The following is an 18746-nucleotide window of genomic DNA, read 5'->3' on the forward strand; positions in this document are numbered from 1 at the left end:
AGAAATGACGTCGTCGCGATGGCACGTCAAGTACAGCGACGGTGTGGCTACCGAAACCCTCATCCGAGAAGATGGTCAGCGAGGGATTCAACGCGTATGGGAACATCTCAGCAATAAGGATTAGCAGCTTTCATCTCTCCGCGCCATACGAGCAACTAAACCGACATCGAGCAGCCAAGGCACTCATGAGGTCAACGCCATGCAGCCCGACCCTCGCCGTCATCTCCAAAGACTATGCGTCGACTCTGTCCGACTGGGCGCTACGGAATGATGACCTAGCTCCAACGGGTCCGAGTGAATTTTACCGTGTTCCTGCCCACGGGCCCCCTTAAGTCGGATGAGGTCGAACGTGTCCACGGTGACGTGATCAAGCGTATCCGTCGCGTGCTGGAGCGCTATGGTCTGTATCCGATTGCGCTCGGCCTTCCGCCGCGCGCAGGCGACGAGGCACCTGCTGAGTTCGCGGATTCGAGTGAGCATGAGCAGCAGCTTCTCGACTTTGGCGACGCGCGTGATGATGCGTTCTTTCCAGCCCTGAAGGCGGCCTCGGTGAAGTCGCTGGTGCCCTTCGGCCCAGGTGCTGGGCAGCCGCTCAAACGCCTCATCGACCCTGATCTCGGCCTTGCATTCCAGTCGTCGGGTTGGGGGAGTCAGTACGTGCCGCCTCCCCTGGTGATGAACGCCGACGGGTTCTCGTTGCACGCAGCGACGCTGATCCGCAAGGGCCAGCGGGCGCAGCTGGAGAAGCTCTGCCGCTATGTGACGAGGCCCGCCATCAGTCTCGAGCGCTTCGAGGTGCGTCCCGATGGGATGGTCTCGTGGCTGCTACGCAAGCCATGGAGAGATGGAACCAAGGGATTCGTCATGACGCCCTACCAGTTCCTCGCGCGGCTGGCGGCGATCGTGCCGCATCCGCGTGAGCACCAGCTGACGTATCAGGGTGTGCTTGCACCTGCTTCGCCATTGCGCGATCAGGTCGTGCCGCGGCCGGTGGTTCGGAAGGAGCCGAAGGATGTCGACGTCGCCGATGAAGACGTCTCGATGGGTTTGGGGGAGCCACCGAAGAGTCAGAGGTCTATTTGCTGGGCGGATCTTCTGAAGAGAGTTTTTGGAGAAGACGTTTTGAGATGTCCGCGCTGCCGCGGGCGTCGGCACATGATCTCCGTGATCACAGATCGGGAGACAGCGCGGAAGGTGTTGGAGGGGGTGAGAGCGGCGGCGAGGAGATCATCCGGTTCATTGGGTGGGGGAGACCCGTCATCGCCAGGGCCGAGCCGCTCACCACCAGCAGAGTCCGAAGTACGAATACCGATGCCGCTTCGGCAAGGGCGGCTGGACTTCGGGAAGTAGGGCGCAGGAGAGCGGCGCGCGGGCCATCGGGCTCGGTGAAATGAGATCAGCCAGCATTCTCGGGGAGGGTGCTGGCTGAAGGTCGTGGTGAAGCGACCCGGTGGTGCCGTTCGGAGAGGGGGAAATCGGGGGAGTTCGGCTCAGCGAAGAGCCCGATGGCCGCTCGGGCGTTCCCGCGTGGCCCGCGAGGATGGGGGTGGCGAAGAATCGGGCCTCGGGCTACGGTGACCGGGGTGTCGAAACCCCGCTTGGAAGTCCTATCCGTCGGTTGGGATATCGACGGCCGCGGACCAGAGAAGACCATGTGCGCTCGCCGCGCTGGCGCCCATGAACGCCGCGCCGATCCATCCAGGTAGTCTTGTGTTCCACATGGCCCCTCTAGTCCACCTGTCCGGGCGAGTACCAACGAATTCCGCGGCCGAGGAAACCGGGTTTCCGACGTGCCGCGCCGACCCTATTCCTCGAACGAGATCCGGTTGTCCACATCGAGCGACACGTCCACCTCTTTCGAGGCGACGACCCGGCCGGCGTGCTGCCACTCCACCGTGTAGCGGCCGGGGGTCAGGTCCTCGGCGGTCGTCGACCGGGTGCCCTCCCTGATGCTGACCCTGCGCCGGTGGGTAGCGGACTTCGGTAGACCGCCCCCCGTCTCGGGGAACGCTTCGATCATTCGAAGCTCCACCTCGATTCGACGTGCGGCATCGCTCCCCCGATCGACCGTGATCGTCAGATCCGCCGACCGGTCCGTCACCAGGTCGACGTCCCCCCGGACCTCGCCCTCCTCGAGACGGAAGGGGCCAGCGTACGTGCCCTGCCAGCCTCGACCGTGACTCTGGATCGAGAACGACTTGCCCCCAGGGAGACCCACGAGCCGGTAGTGCCCGTCGGCGCCGGTTCTCACGCGGTGATCGGAGTGCGCGTTCCGGAGCGGATCCTGCTTGTCTCGGCTCAGGCGGGCGAGGATGACCTGATCGGCCACGGGGGCACCGCTGGAGTCGACGACTCGGCCCTCCACCACGCACCTCGTGAGGTCGAGGTCCAGCTTGTGCAGGGGCGAGTCGAGCACGACGGGCTGCTCCTGGGCCACGACGCATCGGTCCGACTGAATCACGAGGAGGAACTCACCTGCTTCTGTGTGCTCGAGCGTGTACCTGCCGTCCCGTGCAGTCACGCAAGTGGGGATCCGGTAGCCCTGCTGGAGACGCCAAAGAGCTTCACCGTCGTGTCGCAGCGGATCGAACAGGCTGACCTTCGCACCGGCGAGCGGCGCACCGTCCATGGTGAGTGTCCCCTCGAGAACGAAAGGGCTGGAACCATCGAGCTCCACCGTGATGGACGCGCCGTCCGTGACCGTCGCTCGCACGGAACCGGCCCTTCGGGCAGGGCTCATGAGACGCGTCGACTCTGCGATCGAGAGCTCACCTCCGAACGTGAAGAACTCGTACTCGCCCGCCACGAGGTGATCGAACGTGGCGCGGCCGGTGGCGTCGGGCTCCCGGGACTCGATCCGGAGGCCCGAGAGAGCATTCGTCCGCCGAACGGTTGGGCCGAGCGCGGCCTCACCGCTGATCGGCTTGCAGAGGATGCGCTGGCCCAGTACCTCGCCGCTGACGATGACGATCGCCTGACCCCCCTTCCGTAGCTCGACCACGAGCTGCTGACCGGACTCGAGTGCCTGACCCTTCAGAACGCGCTCGGCGAATTCGGGATGGCGAACGGAGATCGCCTGGGTACTCGACTCGTGGAACTCGACGTCGGCCCACCCGGAGCCATCCGTCATGGCCACCGCCGGACGCTGGGGCGCGGGCGCCCCACGCTGCTCTCTGGACGTGTAGACCGAAGCTCCTTCGACCCCCTCCCCCGTGGCTGCGTCCTTCACCAGAACCCTAGCCCTCGGAACGGGCCGAAGCTCCAGCACACCAACGTCGACCTCGTCGCCAGCCTCGAGCGCCTCGAACTCGACGAAAGCCGGCGAGTAACCCTTCGACGAGATCGCCAGGGAGGCCTTGCCGCGCCCTGTGGGAAGAGTCTCGACCGTGCAACGCCCGGACTCGTCCGGGACGAGGGCGCCGTGCTGTCGAAGGGCCGCACCCAGAGCCTGATTCATCGAACTGGCCCGAAGGTCCGTCGGCCAGTCACCGCGACCGGAAACCTCGACACGGAACGTCACGCTCGCTGGCCGACGCCATTGGAGAACGACCGTTCCGGCCTCCGCCGAAACGTCTTTGGGCTCACAGAGACTGAAGGCGTCCATCACCCCCAGGCTCCGGTTGAAGGCCGTCTCCCGCGGGTACGACTCCCTCATGCAAAGCCGGTACGTCGCACCCGGATGCAGCCCACGGAGCGTGAACGATCCGTCGTCCTCGAGCGTGGACGACGGCCCACGACCGAAGAACTGGGCGGTCGGCCCGCCCAGGAAGTCCGCGCTCCCGAACGAACTGGCTCCCAGATGCGCAACGACCAGCAGGGCAGCATTCTCGGAGGCCGGGGGAGATTCTCCCGCGGGCCGTCCTTCGACGCGTCCGTGAAGCACGTCTCCCTCCACGACGCGCCAAATGGCCGGTGACGTCGAATCCGTGCCTTCCGACGCGCCATCCCACGCCACGATCCGGTCACGATAGAGGTTCGTGTGGATCCAGAATCGGCGCGTCGCTGGTGACAGGTTCGTCCACCCGATCGATCCGTTCGCGTCAGCGACCCGCCAGTCCTCTCGGCCGGGTGGAAGACCCCATTGTCCGGCCAGGTCAGGAGAGCGTTCGACGAAGAGAACCGCACCGGGGACCCCTCGACCGAACTCATCCACGATCCGGGCGTAAAGGGCCGCGGCCGGTGGCATCACCAGCTCGCCAAGATCGCGGCTTTCCCCACCGCGTCGGCGTAGGTCGGCGAACCCGTTCTGGTAGCCGGACTTCTCGGTCCAGAGCGACACCGGCTGCCCGGGCCAGGCGTCGATGGAGAAGTCCCCGTTCGCGTCGGTTTCGCCGAGCACCTTTCGGGTCAGCTCCTGGCCCGAAAGGGCGATATGAACCTCCGCCTCCGGAACCGGATGACCACTCTCGTCGACGGCGCGCAGCGTCCACTCGTCGGGCGGCGCCAGCGCGAGATCCTGGGAAGTCGGCTCGGCACTCTCCCTCGCCGCGGCGAGCGCCACGCGCGTCTCCGGTTCGCCGTCGGTCGCCTGTGTGGTGCCTGGAAGCGGCAAGACCGTCGCCGACTCCAGCACTCCAGGCCCGAGGGCGGAAGCCGGCTCCAGCGCCGTCGGCACGTCCAGGGCCATCCAAAGAAGACAGGTCGCTGCCACGGCCGCCACGGCGCCGAAGAGGACCTTGTGCAGCGAGAACGAGGCGGCCGTCAGCGCCGCTCCACCCGTGACCACCGCAGAGGCCGACACGCTCTTCCGGGACAACAGCACCGCCATAGCGGCGAGCCCCCCGCCTGCCTCGTCTCGGTCGAGCTTCGATCGGAGTTCCGCGACGCCCTTGCGCAGGCGCCAGCGCACGGTGTCCTGGGCGAGACCGAGGCGCTCGGCGATCTCCGCCGTCGTCGCCTCGTGCCGGTAGTGCAGCACGAGCGTCGAGCGCAGCGGCTCCTGCAGCTCGGCGACCGCCGTCCACATGCGCTCGATCTGCTCGTCGCGGGCAGCGATGTCCGCGGCGGAGGGCAGTCGCTCGTCGCGGGCCGCTCGACGCTCTCGATCGCGCCGTCGCCGCTCGCCGCGCCTTGCCACGGAGACGAAGCCGCGCAAACCCTTCAAGAGTTCCGCGCGAGCGGGAACGGCGCTTCGGCTTCTTCGGTGAGCCGCCAGCCAGGTGTCCTGGCAGGCGTCCTCCGCCAGAGCGGGATCGGCGATCAACCGCCCGGCCACGCGGGCGAGCCAGCGCGCTTCGCGGCCGAGTTCTGCCAGTTCGGTCGCGGCGCCGGGACCAGGGTCGGGGGAGTGCATGAAGTCCATCATCACCCCAAAGGGTCCACCGCGCCCCGACGCGCGAGTGCCATGCGGAACAATTTCAGGTTTCGTCCCCGGACGCTGTCTCGCCAGAGCGGCCCCCCGCTGGCTCGCCGAGAACTGGCAGCGCAACGACCCCGTCCAGGTCAACGCTCCTCGCGAAGGCCTTGCTGTGCACTGTGCCACGGCTTGCGCCGGCCAGAACCAGCAGAGCGAGAAGCCCTGCTGGGAAGGGCAAGAGCACCTCGAGCTTGGTTCCGGAACCCATGGCCTCTTGGAGATCGAAGGCCAAGAGGTCCATCAGGCCGTCGGCCTCGGTGATCATTCCACCCACCATATTCACGAGGTGAGGGCTGGAGGCCCACGGATCCGGGGTTAAGTCGGGAGGCTACACCTTCCAACCGCACGACGCGCATCAGCCCCGACATCCAATAGGTGGCTCCAACAGTACCGCCATCGACCCCAGTTTCAACGAATCTCTCAAGGTTGAAGGACGATCCGAGAAGCTCACCTGCCACGCCGGGCTTGTGCTGCTCTGCGAGATGGACGAGCGGCTCGGGCTGACGACGAGCCTCGCGTCGAAGCTCGTCGACGAGCGCTCGCCGATGCGGGTTCAGCACTCGCTGACGCAGATGCTTCGTACGGCGACGTACGCCATGGCGATCGACTCGGCCCAAGCCGCCGCTGCTGCCGACATGGGGGACGACGCCGTCTTCAAGATCGCCACCTGCGACAAGAAAGGGCTCTCGATGCTCGATGACGACGCGGCGGTCGCTTCCCAGCCGACTCTGTCGCGGCTCTTCGCGCAGCTCTCCAGCGAAGAGAACCTGCCGCACCTGCGTACAGCGCTCTTCGATTCCGCCGTGAAGGCGGTGCACGCCGCAGAGGGTCAGGAGCTGGGCCAAGTCACGCTCGACATCGACTCGTACCCTATCCCGGTTCACGGCCACCAGGCTGGATCGGAGCACAATGGGTACTACCGCACCCGCGGCTTTCACCCACTCGGCGTGATGCTCGGCGAAACCGGGCACTGGCTCGACCTCAAGCTGCGGTCTGGCAACGTTCACACGGCCAGCGGGGCAAAGGAAATGCTCGAGCCGCTCATCGATCGCGCCAGAGTCGACCTGTCGGACAACGTCTTCGTCCGCGGCGACGCAGCCGGGTAGTGGATTCGGATCGGCCCTGCCATCCTTGAGATGCTGGACGAGAAGGAAGTGCCCTTCGCGATTCGCCTGGCCGTCAACTCCGATCTGCGAGGCTGCGAGGAGATCCACGCTGTGCGTCCTCCCGGAAGGCCACCTGGCTACGAGCGCGTCTGGTGCCATGAGATCGAGTACCGCGCCACTCCCGTGGATCCGGAGCGCGTCAACGCGGCGGCGCTCTGCCTTCACGGGCTGGCGTTCAATCTCCTGAACACCTTCCGCGCGCTCGCCGGAGCCTCCGACTACATCGACGAGCCGCCCGAGCTCGGACTGCGCCGCACCCGTCAGCTTCTGCCCATCCCCGGGCGGATCGTTGTCTCTGCGCGACGAGCAACCTTCGTCATCATGGACGCCGCGCTCCAGTCCTGGCTCCAGGCATGGAGACGGCTTGAAGCGTTCCATCCGCCTCCAGCTGCCGTTTGAACTGCCGACCTCCTGACCACCGACAACCCGCGACACTTACGCCTCCGCTATCGGGAGGTTCGTTCGTGTCCACTCTCTCGGCGCGACGTGCCGGACACTCAAATCCGAACTCGCTCGCGCCTCCTAATCAGCTCATGAACATGGCGGGTTGGACGTCCGATCCGTATCCAGGCTGGTCGAAAGCTGGACTATGTGTGAAACAGGGTCTTCACGTGGCGACCGCGGAATCGCTTGGGAATGCCGCACGATGAAATGCGGTCCATGAGTGCATGTAGCTCTTCAATCGTTGTCGACGGAGAAGGAGTCTCGGCCACTATGGACAGGCGAGGCGGATCACCGTGCCAGCGAAGTGTGGTCGGGCAAGGGGATGTGCCGCCGGCGCAGGTCTGCAACAACACAACGTCGTCTCCGGTGTGCCACCAAACGTCTGCCAGCTTGCACTGGTCTGGAGCTAACTAAAGCCGCTCCAGCAGCTCCGGCTCGTCCGCAAATGGATGAACGGTGATGTATCGCCATTCGCGATACGTGCGAACGTCTCCATCGAAAGTGGCACGGGACTCGAAGCTGCGCAATCGAGACTTGCGCTGCCGAGAAAAGGTGGACATGCGTGGCTGGAGGGCGACGGGATGGATAGGACTTCCAAGCGGTGTGTCGGCACGCGAGCGACCGTATCCTGGGGACCGATTCTTCGCTACCCCCTTCCTCACCGGCCACGCGGGAGCGCACGAGCGGCCAGCGGCCTCTTCGGTGAGCCGAACTCGCCCGATTTCCCCCTCTCCGAACGGCACCACCGATTCGTGTCACCACGACCTGCAGCTGGGACTTAACGTACATCAACACTCCCTCTACTTGGATGGAGTCTACGTCACGCGCGGCCCTTTCGATCCGCCCGTGTTCCTGCCCACGGGCCCCCTCAAGTCGGATGAGGTCGAACGTGTCCACGGCGACGTGATCAAGCGTATCCGTCGCGTGCTGGAGCGCTATGGTCTGGATCCGATTGCGCTCGGCCTTCCGCCGCGCGCAGGCGACGAGGCACCTGCTGAGTTCGCGGATTCGAGTGAGCATGAGCAGCAGCTTCTCGACTTTGGCGACGCGCTTGATGATGCGTTCTTTCCAGCCCTGAAGGCGGCCTCGGTGAAGTCGCTGGTGCCCTTCGGCCCAGGTGCTGGGCAGCCGCTCAAACGCCTCATCGACCCTGATCTTTCCAGGGCATTCCAGTCGTTGGGTTGGGGGAGTCAGTACGTGCCGCCTCCCCTGGTGATGAACGCCGACGGGTTCTCTTTGCACGCAGCGACGCTGATCCGCAAGGGCCAGCGGGCGCAGCTGGAGAAGCTCTGCCGCTATGTGACGAGGCCCGCCATCAGTCTCGAGCGCTTCGAGGTGCGTCCCGATGGGATGGTCTCGTGGCTGCTACGCAAGCCATGGAAAGATGGGACCAAGGGATTCGTCATGACGCCTTACCAGTTCCTCGCGCGGCTGGCGGCGATCGTGCCGCATCCGCGTGAGCACCAGCTGACGTATCAGGGGGTGCTTGCACCTGCTTCGCCATTGCGTGATCAGGTCGTGCCGCGGCCGGTGGTTCGGAAGGAGCCGAAGGATGTCGACGTCGCCGATGAAGACGTCTCGATGGGTTTGGGGGAGCCACCGAAGAGTCAGAGGTATATTTGCTGGGCGGATCTTCTGAAGAGAGTTTTCGGAGAAGACGTTTTGAGATGTCCGCGCTGCCGCGGGCGTCGGCACATGATCACCGTGATCACAGATCGGGAGACAGCGCGGAAGGTGCTGGAGGGGGTGAGAGCGGCGGCGAGGAGATCATCCGGTTTATTGGGTGGGGGAGACCCGTCATCGCCAGGGCCGAGCCGCTCACCACCAGCAGAGTCCGAAGTCCGAATACCGATGCCGCTTCGGCAAGGGCGGCTGGACTTCGGGAAGTAGGGCGCAGGAGAGCGGCGCGCGGGCCATCGGGCTCGGTGAAATGAGATCAGCCAGCATTCTCGGGGAGGGTGCTGGCTGAAGGTCGTGGTGAAGCGAACCGGTGGTGCCGTTCGGAGAGGGGGAAATCGGGCGAGTTCGGCTCAGCGAAGAGCCCGATGGCCGCTCGGGCGTTCCCGCGTGGCCCGCGAGGATGGGGTGAGCGAAGAATCGGGCCTCGGGCTACGGTGACCGGGGTGTCGAAACCCCGCTTGGAAGTCCTATCCGTCTGGTGGCATCGAGCGGAAGCCCCGCGCGCATCGCGAACGCGGCTTCGGCGGCTGGACTTCGGAGAGCAGGGCACAGCAAAGCAGCGTGCGGGCGATCGTGCTCGATGAAACAAGAACAGCCAGCACTCCTGGGGAGGGGGCTGGCTGCAGGTCATGGTGAAGCGAACGGGTGGTGCCGTTCCCGTGACGGGAAAGGGCCGACGCTTCTGGGGCTGGTTTTTCGAAGATGCTTCTCGCGGCGCTGGCCGCACCGGGATCATTCGGATGGATGAACAGTGACCTCGAGCCCATGACTCATCAGGAATGGCTCTCCGACATGGAGCGGCTTTCCAGACTGGCCCACAGGCCCGTGCGCGATCCTGCACTGGCGGACGACGCCGTGCAGGAGGCGTGCATGGGCCGCCGCGCGCCATCTCTGGGCTCTCGGGAACTGCTGGCGCGCCCCAGGTGCTTTAATAGGCGTACATGGCGCGCTGCGCGCGCCCGACGCTCCCCCCTCGCCCGTTTTCAGGCTTCGACGATCCTTCGTCTAATTTCCATGACCTCCCGCTTCGCCGCGGCTGCCGCAGTAGCCGCTCTCTTCGCCTCGACATCCTTCGCCCAGACGATCTACGTGGACGCCAACCTCGCGACTGGAGCGAACGACGGCTCCTCCTGGGCCGACGCTTTCCAGGGCCCGTCCGGGCTCCAGGGCGCGCTCGCCGTCTCGGCGGCGGGCGACGACATCTTCGTGGCCGACGGAACGTACGTGCCCGCCGCCGTCGGCTCACGCGGGACCTCGTTCCGGCTCCAGAACGACGTCCGCATTCTCGGTGGATTCGCCGGCGGCGAGTCGTCGCCAGATGCGCGCCCGGCCTTCGGCGTCGCGGAGAGCATCCTCTCCGGCGACCTGGCGGGTGACGACACGTCGTCGCCCGTCTCCCGCGCCGAGAACTCGTACCACGTCGTTCGCACCACCGGCACGAACGCAACCGCCGTCCTCGACGGCTTCACGATCCGGAGCGGCAACTCGAACAGCGGCAGCAACGGCTCGGACCGCGGGGGCGGAATCCTATGCATCAGCGGCGTCTCCCCGACGATCCGGAATTGCAGCTTCGTCGACAACCGCTGCATCTTCGGCGGGGGCGCTGGATACGTGAACGGATCCGGCCCACGCTTCGAGAACTGCTCGTTCGTCGACAACCAGGGCGGCGCCTTCGGCGGCGCGTTCGACATCGCGAACGGCGGAGCCATCGTCTTCGACGGATGCTACTTCGAGGGGAATGAGGCGGCGCGCGCGGGCGCGCTGGAGATCTTCTCGACGAGCTCCGCACTGGTCGTCAACAGCGTCTTCATCGGCAACACGGCCCTCGGATCCTCCGGTGGCGGCGCGTTCTGGGTCGGCTCCGGCGGTACGACCCGTATCATCAACTGCACGATCGTCGGCAACCGTTCGCTCAGCCAAAACCAGGGCGGGATCCGCGAACAGGGCGCGAACGTCCTCGCCACGAACTGCATCCTCTGGGACAACGAAGGGCCGGGCGGCGCGCAGACCGCGGCCAACCAGGCCAACCCGGCGGCGAGCATCAACTACTCGATCGTGGAAGGCGGCTTCGGCAGCGGCGTGGGTAACCTCGCGACGGACCCGAACTTCGTGACCCTCGCGGGCGGTGACCTCCGCCTCGCGCTCCCCTCGCCCGCCGTGGACGCTGGCGACGGCGGCGTCCTCGCGGCTGAGTTCGCGGGCGACTTCGACGGCTCACGCCGCGTCTTCGATGAGCCCGGCACCGCGAACACGGGCGCGGGCGCCCCGATCGACATGGGCGCCTTCGAGTTCTCGACGAACGTCGGCGCGGTCTTCTGCAGTCCGGTCGCGCTGAACTCGACGGGCCTGATCGGCCGCATCGACGCGGTGGGCTCGGCGAGCGTCGCCGCCAACGACGTGACGCTGGTGACGAGCCAGCTTCCCACGAACGCTTTCGGGTTCTTCCTGGTGAGCCGCGACCGCGGCTTCACGGCGAACCCGGGCGGCAGCGCGGGCAACCTTTGCCTCAGCGGAGCGCTCGGCCGCTACGTCGGACCGGGTCAGGTCCAGAACACGGGCACGACGGACGGCTTCAGCCTCATGATCGACCTCGCGACGATCCCCCAGCCGACCGGCTCCGTCCCGGCGATGGTCGGTGAGTCCTGGTCCTTCCAGGCCTGGCACCGCGACGCCGTGCTCGGGATCCCGACCTCGAACTTCACCGACGGGGTGAGGGTCACCTTCGGAAGCTAATTCCCGCAGTAGCGCGGTACTGCAGCATTGCGGTACCGCGCTACTTACCGACCAAGAAGTGGCACACGTCGCAGGGGCGCATGACGCAGTCGCGGCCCTCGGTGCGGAGCTTGCCCGCCGCGCGGATCGCCGCTTCTGATTTGAGCTCGACGAGGTCCGGCACCGAATAGACCCCGGCGCGGATGAACGCCTTCTCGAAGTCCGTGTGGATCGCGCCCGCGGCCCGGGGCGCCCTCGATCCGGCGAGGACGGTCCACGCGCGGATGGCGCGAGGGGGGCCCCGGATCGCGATGGTGGGCGCGCTCCTTCAAGGACTTGTCTCCTTCGGCTACCTCAAGGAGCTCCTCTCGATTTGACTGACTTACCGGTACGGTGCCAGGTACGAATCCGGCGCTATCGGAAGTCGATGGGGACTTTCAGAAAGTCCAGCACCGGAGAGCGCTCGAGCGCCTGGTACCCATCCCCGGACACGTCCAGCTCGAACTGTACCTCGAAGCGGATAAAGCCCCAGTCGCCCCCTGAGAACTGCGTGACGTCGCCCGTCCAGCCGTTCGTCGCGGAGTAGGTCATCGTCTCGTCGGGCTGCCCATTGGGGAGCCGGGGGGCGGCGTCGAACGTGATCGTGACGCGGTGGTCCGGGTGGTGAGAGTCCCGGTGGATCCAGGTGTACACCTCGAAGGACTGCGGCGTGATCTCCACCGTGGCGCCACTGCCCGTGGGGAACGAGGAGGCGAGGTCCCACGGTACGCAGTCGAGCGAGAAGCCAGGCGCGTAGCACCCGTAGCCCATGTAAAGGATCGCGTGAACGCCTGAAGCGTCGACTCCGAAGATCTGGGACTGCGACGGGGCGCTTGTGGTAGGGCTCTGGCGCAGGATCGCCCGGTCACCCAAAAGGAGCGCCGGCTGTGCCGAACGTAGACCCATTGGATCCATGATCTGCATGGGGCCCAGCTCGACCGCGAACTCCTGCATGGCGGCTGGCGGCACGGGGCCGATGATCGTCGGATCGAGGATGACCTCGCCGCCGGCCGCGCGGACGACGCCCTCGGCGTCAGTTCCGCTGAGGGAGAACGAGGGCCGCACGGACGTCGAGCCACCCTGAACCCCCGCGAGGCCGACCGGGTGCCACTTGGACCGAACCCGCGAGATCCCGTCCGGCGTTTCGACTCCCGAGATGTACCCCCGATCCCAGTACCCACGCGGAGCGCCGAGGTCGGACATCACGTCCTCCATCGAGCCCGGCTCGGAGCCACCTACTGCGAAGGACTCGTACAGCGCGTCGACGCGGGCGCCGATGGGGCTCTGTTCCGTCGTCCCAGTGATCGGGAGAGCCTCGAAGCGATCGGAGAAGTCGAGCTGGCCCACGAGATCCCTGAACCCCGACCCGATCGAGAGGCGCAGGTCGAGTCCGGGCGGCAGCGTTCCGAGGGGACGGAGCCGCACCGCCGAACCACGCAAGCCACAGCCGATGAGCCCCTCTACCTGGCAAGGGATCGTCTTCCAGGTCAGGTCGAAGTATTGGAGTTCGAGGAGCTCGAGGTTCTCCCGGCTGAGCAAAACTGGCTGGTCGAACTCCACCACGAGAGCGACCTGGTTCGTCGGCGCGATGTAGTGGTTGAGCGGCAGACCGAAGGGAACGAGTGGAATGGAGCCGGAATCTACCTGGAGCCCGCCCAATCCATCCGCGCGCATCTCGACCCGGCTCGGTTGATAGCTCCCGAGCTCGAAGCGCGTGCTATGGCTATCCGTGAGCGGCACGCCACCGCGACCGCGGAACACGACGCTCGGTGGCCCTGCCACGGGATCGTAGAAGATCAACGCTGGATCCGAGCCGGCCAGCGTCCTGAACGTGACCTCGAGGGTGTTCTCCAGCACAGTTCCATCCCGGGCCCGAAGCGGCGGGAAGTACGAGTCGCTCCCGTGGATCAAGAGCTCGTAGTCCGTGCCTGGCTCGAAGCCCGCGACCTCGCCTGCGTGGGCGGGGCAATGGGGCTGAAAGCGAATCATATTCCCATCCTCCTCGCCTGTCACGGGGTCGACGCCCAGCGAGTAGGTGCCGTTCACGGGCGTCGCGTTCTGTACGGTCTGGACAACCACCGAGCCCAGGTTCACGGAAGCGAAGTTCACCGGCCTGTCCAGCGTGATCTCGATGGGCCGGTTCAGCTGCCAGGCGGCGCCGTCGACGAGCGCTCCCGTGCTGACCGTTAGCTCTCCCGCCCCGCCTGGTGGGTCCTGGGAGTCCGAAGACGAGCCTCCGCATCCTTGGGAGGCAAGTGCCAGCGCGAGCAGCAGTGGGGTTTGGATCTTTCTCATGGAGAGCCTTCGGGAAGAATGGCGCGGGAGGATGTTGCGAGGTTATCCCACGGGCCGCGCCGGGTCACACTGGCAAAGCGGCCTCGGTGAAGTCGCTGGTGCCCTTCGGCCCAGGTGCTGGGCAGCCGCTTTAACGCCTCATCGACCCTGATCTTTCCAGGGCATTCCAGTCGTCGGGTTGGGGGAGTCAGTACGTGCCGCCTCCGCTGGTGGTGAACGCAGGTGGGTTCTCGTTGCACGCGGCGACGCTGATCCGCAAGGGCCAGCGGGCGCAGCTGGAGAAGCTCTGCCGCTATGTGACGAGGCCCGCGATCAGCCTCGAGCGCTTCGAGGTGCGTCCCGATGGGATGGTCTCGTGGCTGCTACGCAAGCCATGGAAAGATGGGACCAAGGGATTCGTCATGACGCCCTACCAGTTCCTCGCGCGGCTGGCGGCGATCGTGCCGCATCCGCGTGAGCACCAGCTGACGTATCAGGGGGTGCTTGCACCTGCTTCGCCATTGCGCGATCAGGTCGTGCCGCGGCCGGTGGTTCGGAAGGAGCCGAAGGATGTCGACGTCGCCGATGAAGACGTCTCGATGGGTTTGGGGGAGCCACCGAAGAGTCAGAGGTATATTTGCTGGGCGGATCTTCTGAAGAGAGTCTTCGGAGAAGACGTTTTGAGATGTCCGCGCTGCCGCGGGCGTCGGCACATGATCTCCGTGATCACAGATCGGGAGACAGCGCGGAAGGTGTTGGAGGGGGTGAGAGCGGCGGCGAGGAGATCATCCGGTTCATTGGGTGGGGGAGACCCGTCATCGCCAGGGCCGAGCCGCTCACCACCAGCAGAGTCCGAAGTCCGAATGCCGATGCCGCTTCGGCAAGGGCGGCTGGACTTCGGGAAGTAGTGCGCAGGAGAGCGGCGCGCGGGCCATCGGGCTCGGTGAAATGAGATCAGCCAGCATTCTCGGGGAGGGTGCTGGCTGAAGGTCGTGGTGAAGCGAACCGGTGGTGCCGTTCGGAGAGGGGGAAATCGGGCGAGTTCGGCTCAGCGAAGAGCCCGATGGCCGCTCGGGCGTTCCCGCGTGGCCCGCGAGGATGGGGTGAGCGAAGAATCGGGCCTCGGGCTATGGTGACCGGGGTGTCGAAAATCCGCTTGGAAGTCCTATCCGTCTCGCGGGTGATGATGTGCGCCAGCGCCAGCCCGGTGCGTTGGCGCGCCCACGGCTTCCAGAAGCGCGAATGACGCTCAGCTCTCGGTCAATTCGTAAGAGTGACCACCACTGCTGCCTGAAGCGTGTCCGCGCCGGTGGCCCCCTACCCCACCAAGGCAACACCTCGCCACGCTGTTTGGAATACCTGTCTGTCATGACCTCATCTCGCACCTGTTCCCTCGCCACGTCGATCGCGCTCGTACTCACTTCCCCCACCGCTTCAGCGCAGTGGTCCACTGCGACGCTCTCGGAGGCTCGCTCCTTCATTGGCGGCGCCTCAGCCGGAGACGTGGCGCTCTTCGCAGGAGGCAAGGTGAGCATCGGCGCGAGCTTCGTCGCCACGGATCGCGTCGATCTCTACGGCGTATCGACCCAGACGTGGTCCCAGGCGACTCTCTCGGTCCCACGGATGACGATCGCGGCCACGAGCGTGGGAGACCTCGCGATCTTCGCGGGCGGCGCCCTCACCGGCGGCAACGCTTCCGACGCAGTGGACATCTACGAGGCCTCCACCGGCACCTGGTCCACGGCCCAGCTCTCTCATCCAAGAACCGGCATCAGCGCGGTCACCGTCGGGAGCTTCGCCATCTTCGCAGGCGGAGCCGAGACCGAATTGGGCTCTGCGCCCTCGGACGTCATCGACATCTTCGACGCAGCGACAGGCGCCTGGTCCACAGCAATGCTGCCGATGCCGCTGCCCTGGGTTCAAGGTGCGTCGGCCGGGGACCGCGCCGTGTTTCTCGGTGATGACGGCGTCAGCCCCCTCGTCTCATTCGACCCGGTCACCGGCTCTTCGATTCTGATCCCGAGGCCGGCGCAGCTCGGGAGCGACGTCATCGTCGCCCTGGGATCGACGCCCGGTCGCCTGTGGATCGCCGGGGGCGGCCAGAACATGCTGCCCATGTCGATGAAGCTCCTCGAGTATGACATCGCGCAGGGAGTCTGGACCGTCGGAACGCTGAGTCAAGCGCGCGGCGGTATCCGTATCTCAGCCACCTCGACCAAGCTCGTAGCAGCTGGCGGTCTCGCCAGCTCCTTCGGCCTGGTCGCCTCGGACGTCGTCGATCTCATCGATCTGGTCGACGGATCCTTGACATCGGCTACCCTCGGAACCGCGCGCGCAATTCCTGAGGCCTTGGAGGTCCGCGGGCGCGTCCTGCTCGCTGGCGGCCTCGCCGAACAGGGCGGGAGCCTGGTCCCATCCGACGCCGTCGACATCTTCGATGACAACGTGGGGACGCTGTTCTGCTCACCTGCGGTGCCAAATTCCACGGGTGCCCCGGCGACGATTCGGCTTGAGGGCACGCCGGGGACGCTGGCGCTCGGACACGTGGGGCTCGTCGCATCCGATCTGCCGGAGGGGAGCTCCGGCTACTTCCTCGCGTCATTGACCCAGACCGTCGTACCGGGCGCAGGCGGTAGCCAGGGCACGCTCTGCCTCGGAGGCACCGTCGGCCGGTATGCGATGACACCATTCTTCACGGGCTTCGACGGGGAGAGCACCCAAACGGTGGACCTCGCGTCCATCCCGAACCCGACGTCGCCTACCGCAGCCCTGCCGGGCCAGACCTGGTCGTTCCAGGCCTGGTACCGCGACGCCAACCCCGGCGCTACGACGAACTTTACACCGGGAGTGTCGCTGCTGATTCAGTAGCGATGCGCCCTGGGCGTAGAACCGGAACGGCTCGGAGGATGTAGGTCATCTCCAGGGCTACCGAGCGGTGGGTACTGGTTTGCCTGGAGGGCGCGGGGCTTGGCCGTGCGACTCGTTGCCGGGCCCGCAAGGCGCGTCGGACCCCCCATGGTTGGATGCCATTGCCTCGAATGCGGCGATCCAGCATTCGGCTTCAGCCGCCTCCGTTGCCCCTCCTGCGCGACGAACACGATCGTGCCGTTCTCCTGTAAGGGGCGAACCATCTGTTCCTCCTGCGGCGGGCGCCAGATGGCGCAGACGGCCGCGCACCTCGTCGACAGGGTCTTCCCCGATGTCGATGTGCGCCAGTGGGTGCTCACGGTCCCCAGGCCGCTGCGCCTCGCGATGGCGATGAACGCGGAGCTCTGCCGAGAGGTCACGCGGGCCCACATTCGCGCGGTATCTGCGTCCTACAAGCGCCGCGGACAAGTGATCCTGGATCGTCAGCGGCAAGAAGTGCAAGGCGACCCAAAGGGCGACCCAGTGGAAGCCGCAGCTTCCGTTCCTGACTCCCTGGTCCGGGTCCGGCTCGACGTCGGCGCCGTGAACTCGACGCAGCGTTTTGAATCCTCGTTGGGACTTAACGTACATCAACACTCCCTCTACTTTGATGGAGTCTACGTCACGCGCGGCCCTTTCGATCCGCCCGTGTTCCTGCCCACGGGCCCCCTCAAGTCGGATGAGGTCGAACGTGTCCACGGCGACGTGATCAAGCGTATCCGTCGCGTGCTGGAGCGCTATGGTCTGGATCCGATTGCGCTCGGCCTTCCGCCGCGCGCAGGCGACGAGGCACCTGCTGAGTTCGCGGATTCGAGTGAGGATGAGCAGCAGCTTCTCGATTTTGGCGACGCGCGTGATGATGCGTTCTTTCCAGCCCTGAAGGCGGCCTCGGTGAAGTCGCTGGTGCCCTTCGGCCCAGGTGCTGGGCAGCCGCTCAAACGCCTCATCGACCCTGATCTCGGTCTTGCATTCCAGTCGTCGGGTTGGGGGAGTCAGTACGTGCCGCCTCCGCTGGTGATGAACGCAGGTGGGTTCTCGTTGCACGCAGCGACGCTGATCCGCAAGGGCCAGCGGGCGCAGCTGGAGAAGCTCTGCCGCTATGTGACGAGGCCCGCGATCAGCCTCGAGCGCTTCGAGGTGCGTCCCGATGGGATGGTCTCGTGGCTGCTACGCAAGCCATGGAAAGATGGAACCAAAGGCTTCGTCATGACGCCCTACCAGTTCCTCGCGCGGCTGGCGGCGATCGTGCCGCATCCGCGTGAGCGCCAGCTGACGTATCAGGGGGTGCTTGCACCTGCTTCGCCATTGCGCGATCAGGTCGTGCCGCGGCCGGTGGTTAGGAAGGAGCCGAAGGATGTCGACGTCGCCGATGAAGACGTCTCGATGGGTTTGGGGGAGCCACCGAAGAGTCAGAGCTATATTTGCTGGGCGGATCTTCTGAAGAGAGTTTTCGGAGAAGACGTTTTGAGATGTCCGCGCTGCCGCGGGCGTCGGCACATGATCTCCGTGATCACAGATCGGGAGACAGCGCGGAAGGTGTTGGAGGGGGTGAGAGCGGCGGCGAGGAGATCATCCGGTTCATTGGGTGGGGGAGACCCGTCATCGCCAGGGCCGAGCCGCTCACCACCAGCAGAGTCCGAAGTCCGAATACCGATGCCGCTTCGGCAAGGGCGGCTGGACTTCGGGAAGTAGTGCGCAGGAGAGCGGCGCGCGGGCCATCGGGCTCGGTGAAATGAGATCAGCCAGCATTCTCGGGGAGGGTGCTGGCTGCAGGTCGTGGTGAAGCGAACCGGTGGTGCCGTTCGGAGAGGGGGGAAATCGGGCGAGTTCGGCTCAGCGAAGAGGCCGCTGGCCGCTCGGGCGATCCCGCGTGGCCCGCGAGGCTGGGATTAGCGAAGAATCGGGCCCCTGGCTACGTTGACTGGCGTGCCGACACCCCGCTTGGAGTTCCTATCCGTTCGGCAATGCCTGACAGGCTCACGCGCGAAGCCGCTGATGAGATTCGCGGATTCGGCGACCGGGCGGGCCACGCCACCGCCCGGCTTGTCAGAGAGAAGCGAGTCTGCTCTCCTTGGGTCATGAGAAGTGTATGGATCGGCCTCCTGGCGGCGGCTGCTGGGTTCTTCGCGGGTCGAGTATTCCCCGCCGCGAATGACGCGACGCAGCCA

Annotated in this window: 14 protein-coding genes; 9 read left to right on the top strand and 5 right to left on the bottom strand. The window is 65.9% G+C overall.

What is annotated here, in order from left to right; genetic code table 11:
* Window positions 1-306: 306 nt before the first annotated feature.
* Window positions 307-1350 (top strand): transposase, encoded by a 1044-nt coding sequence (locus tag Poly30_RS06625; RefSeq protein ID WP_145195516.1) that lies wholly within the window; start codon window positions 307-309, stop codon window positions 1348-1350.
* A gap of 454 nt (window positions 1351-1804) precedes the next feature.
* Here the strand turns inward: Poly30_RS06625 and Poly30_RS06630 are convergent, their stop codons facing one another.
* Together Poly30_RS06630 and Poly30_RS06635 are read right to left on the bottom strand one after the other, a co-directional pair.
* Complete coding sequence (locus tag Poly30_RS06630) at window positions 1805-5293, bottom strand: sigma-70 family RNA polymerase sigma factor (protein WP_419191043.1); 3489 nt, start codon at window positions 5291-5293, stop codon at window positions 1805-1807.
* Between the two features lie 64 nt (window positions 5294-5357).
* Window positions 5358-5621 (bottom strand): hypothetical protein, encoded by a 264-nt coding sequence (locus Poly30_RS06635; RefSeq protein WP_145195520.1) that lies wholly within the window; start codon window positions 5619-5621, stop codon window positions 5358-5360.
* Between the two features lie 130 nt (window positions 5622-5751).
* Here Poly30_RS06635 and Poly30_RS06640 point away from each other — a divergent pair, with 130 nt between their 5' ends.
* Together Poly30_RS06640 and Poly30_RS06645 are read left to right on the top strand one after the other, a co-directional pair.
* Window positions 5752-6462, top strand: a complete 711-nt coding sequence (locus tag Poly30_RS06640; protein ID WP_419191401.1) for a transposase — start codon at window positions 5752-5754, stop codon at window positions 6460-6462.
* Window positions 6463-6492: 30 nt separating this feature from the next.
* Complete coding sequence (locus Poly30_RS06645; protein WP_145195524.1) at window positions 6493-6921, top strand: hypothetical protein; 429 nt, start codon at window positions 6493-6495, stop codon at window positions 6919-6921.
* A 455-nt stretch (window positions 6922-7376) separates the two neighbouring features.
* Here Poly30_RS06645 and Poly30_RS28200 read toward each other — a convergent pair whose 3' ends face one another.
* On the bottom strand, window positions 7377-7526 hold the full coding sequence (locus Poly30_RS28200; protein WP_419191045.1) for a hypothetical protein: 150 nt from the start codon (window positions 7524-7526) through the stop codon (window positions 7377-7379).
* On the opposite strand from Poly30_RS28200, the gene Poly30_RS06650 reads away from it, so the two are divergent.
* Both Poly30_RS06650 and Poly30_RS06655 read left to right on the top strand, forming a co-directional pair.
* Window positions 7525-8856 (top strand): transposase, encoded by a 1332-nt coding sequence (locus tag Poly30_RS06650; RefSeq protein WP_419191046.1) that lies wholly within the window; start codon window positions 7525-7527, stop codon window positions 8854-8856. The genes Poly30_RS28200 and Poly30_RS06650 overlap by 2 nt on opposite strands.
* An 804-nt stretch (window positions 8857-9660) precedes the next feature.
* Entirely contained in the window at window positions 9661-11379 is a 1719-nt protein-coding gene (locus Poly30_RS06655; protein ID WP_145195528.1) for a right-handed parallel beta-helix repeat-containing protein, read from the top strand.
* A gap of 40 nt (window positions 11380-11419) precedes the next feature.
* Here the strand turns inward: Poly30_RS06655 and Poly30_RS06660 are convergent, their stop codons facing one another.
* Window positions 11420-11644, bottom strand: a complete 225-nt coding sequence (locus tag Poly30_RS06660; protein WP_419191402.1) for a DUF933 domain-containing protein — start codon at window positions 11642-11644, stop codon at window positions 11420-11422.
* On the opposite strand from Poly30_RS06660, the gene Poly30_RS28205 reads away from it, so the two are divergent.
* Window positions 11562-11735, top strand: a complete 174-nt coding sequence (locus tag Poly30_RS28205) for a hypothetical protein (RefSeq protein WP_419191047.1) — start codon at window positions 11562-11564, stop codon at window positions 11733-11735. The two genes, Poly30_RS06660 and Poly30_RS28205, sit on opposite strands and share 83 nt — an antisense overlap.
* Window positions 11736-11772: 37 nt before the next feature.
* On the opposite strand, the gene Poly30_RS06665 is transcribed toward Poly30_RS28205, so the two are convergent.
* Complete coding sequence (locus Poly30_RS06665; RefSeq protein WP_145195533.1) at window positions 11773-13692, bottom strand: Ig-like domain-containing domain; 1920 nt, start codon at window positions 13690-13692, stop codon at window positions 11773-11775.
* Between the two features lie 209 nt (window positions 13693-13901).
* On the opposite strand from Poly30_RS06665, the gene Poly30_RS06670 reads away from it, so the two are divergent.
* The 3 genes from Poly30_RS06670 to Poly30_RS06680 all read left to right on the top strand — a co-directional run bounded on the left by Poly30_RS06670 (window position 13902) and on the right by Poly30_RS06680 (window position 18270).
* Complete coding sequence (locus tag Poly30_RS06670; RefSeq protein ID WP_419191048.1) at window positions 13902-14579, top strand: transposase; 678 nt, start codon at window positions 13902-13904, stop codon at window positions 14577-14579.
* A gap of 460 nt (window positions 14580-15039) precedes the next feature.
* Entirely contained in the window at window positions 15040-16539 is a 1500-nt protein-coding gene (locus Poly30_RS06675) for a Kelch repeat-containing protein (RefSeq protein ID WP_145195537.1), read from the top strand.
* A 147-nt stretch (window positions 16540-16686) separates the two neighbouring features.
* Complete coding sequence (locus tag Poly30_RS06680; protein WP_145195539.1) at window positions 16687-18270, top strand: transposase; 1584 nt, start codon at window positions 16687-16689, stop codon at window positions 18268-18270.
* Window positions 18271-18746: the final 476 nt, after the last annotated feature.

This window comes from Saltatorellus ferox (assembly GCA_007751475.1).
GTDB lineage: Bacteria > Planctomycetota > UBA1135 > UBA1135.

What these genes read in the sequence shown, in the direction of transcription:
- Poly30_RS06665 (WP_145195533.1), bottom strand. Translation starts at nt 13,692, where the DNA reads ATGAGAAAGATCCAAACCCCACTGCTGCTCGCGCTGGCACTTGCCTCC.
- Poly30_RS06680 (WP_145195539.1), top strand. Translation starts at nt 16,687, where the DNA reads ATGGTTGGATGCCATTGCCTCGAATGCGGCGATCCAGCATTCGGCTTC.
- Poly30_RS06675 (WP_145195537.1), top strand. Translation starts at nt 15,040, where the DNA reads ATGACCTCATCTCGCACCTGTTCCCTCGCCACGTCGATCGCGCTCGTA.
- Poly30_RS06630 (WP_419191043.1), bottom strand. Translation starts at nt 5,293, where the DNA reads ATGCACTCCCCCGACCCTGGTCCCGGCGCCGCGACCGAACTGGCAGAA.
- Poly30_RS28205 (WP_419191047.1), top strand. Translation starts at nt 11,562, where the DNA reads ATGAACGCCTTCTCGAAGTCCGTGTGGATCGCGCCCGCGGCCCGGGGC.
- Poly30_RS06635 (WP_145195520.1), bottom strand. Translation starts at nt 5,621, where the DNA reads ATGATCACCGAGGCCGACGGCCTGATGGACCTCTTGGCCTTCGATCTC.
- Poly30_RS06655 (WP_145195528.1), top strand. Translation starts at nt 9,661, where the DNA reads ATGACCTCCCGCTTCGCCGCGGCTGCCGCAGTAGCCGCTCTCTTCGCC.
- Poly30_RS06645 (WP_145195524.1), top strand. Translation starts at nt 6,493, where the DNA reads ATGCTGGACGAGAAGGAAGTGCCCTTCGCGATTCGCCTGGCCGTCAAC.
- Poly30_RS28200 (WP_419191045.1), bottom strand. Translation starts at nt 7,526, where the DNA reads ATGTCCACCTTTTCTCGGCAGCGCAAGTCTCGATTGCGCAGCTTCGAG.
- Poly30_RS06650 (WP_419191046.1), top strand. Translation starts at nt 7,525, where the DNA reads ATGCGTGGCTGGAGGGCGACGGGATGGATAGGACTTCCAAGCGGTGTG.